Source organism: Pseudomonas sp. BJa3, assembly GCF_026343815.1.
Taxonomy (GTDB): Bacteria; Pseudomonadota; Gammaproteobacteria; order Pseudomonadales; family Pseudomonadaceae; genus Aquipseudomonas; species Aquipseudomonas soli.
Genome location: NZ_JAOXMC010000363.1, coordinates 1 through 254 on the forward strand (window position 1 = coordinate 1; position 254 = coordinate 254).

Annotated in this window: 1 protein-coding gene; it reads left to right on the forward strand. The window is 74.4% G+C overall.

Annotation, left to right across the window (positions count from 1 at the left end; all coding sequences use genetic code 11):
* Nucleotides 1-14 precede the first annotated feature (14 nt).
* Nucleotides 15-254 (forward strand): hypothetical protein (locus OH705_RS28035; RefSeq protein WP_267303542.1); only part of this gene is annotated, 240 nt, incomplete at its 3' end.

A 254-nucleotide genomic window follows, 5' to 3' on the forward strand; every position in this document is an offset into this window, starting at 1 on the left:
TCCGCGGCGCCTTCGTGGCACTGCGCCAGCCTGGCAGCGCGCAGCAGCCTGCGGAGCCGGTTTCGGACCGGGCCCGCGCGCCGGGCGCGGCCAAGGCCGCCGAATCCGCGCCGGCCGGCGATCCGGTGGTATCCGGCGCCGTCGCGCCGCCGCCACCCAAATACGATTCCGATGGCGAAGTGACGCTGCCGGTGCAGGTGCGGGTGGTGGAGGCGCCACCCAAGCGTTTTTCGGCCTCGATCGGCGTCGACGAC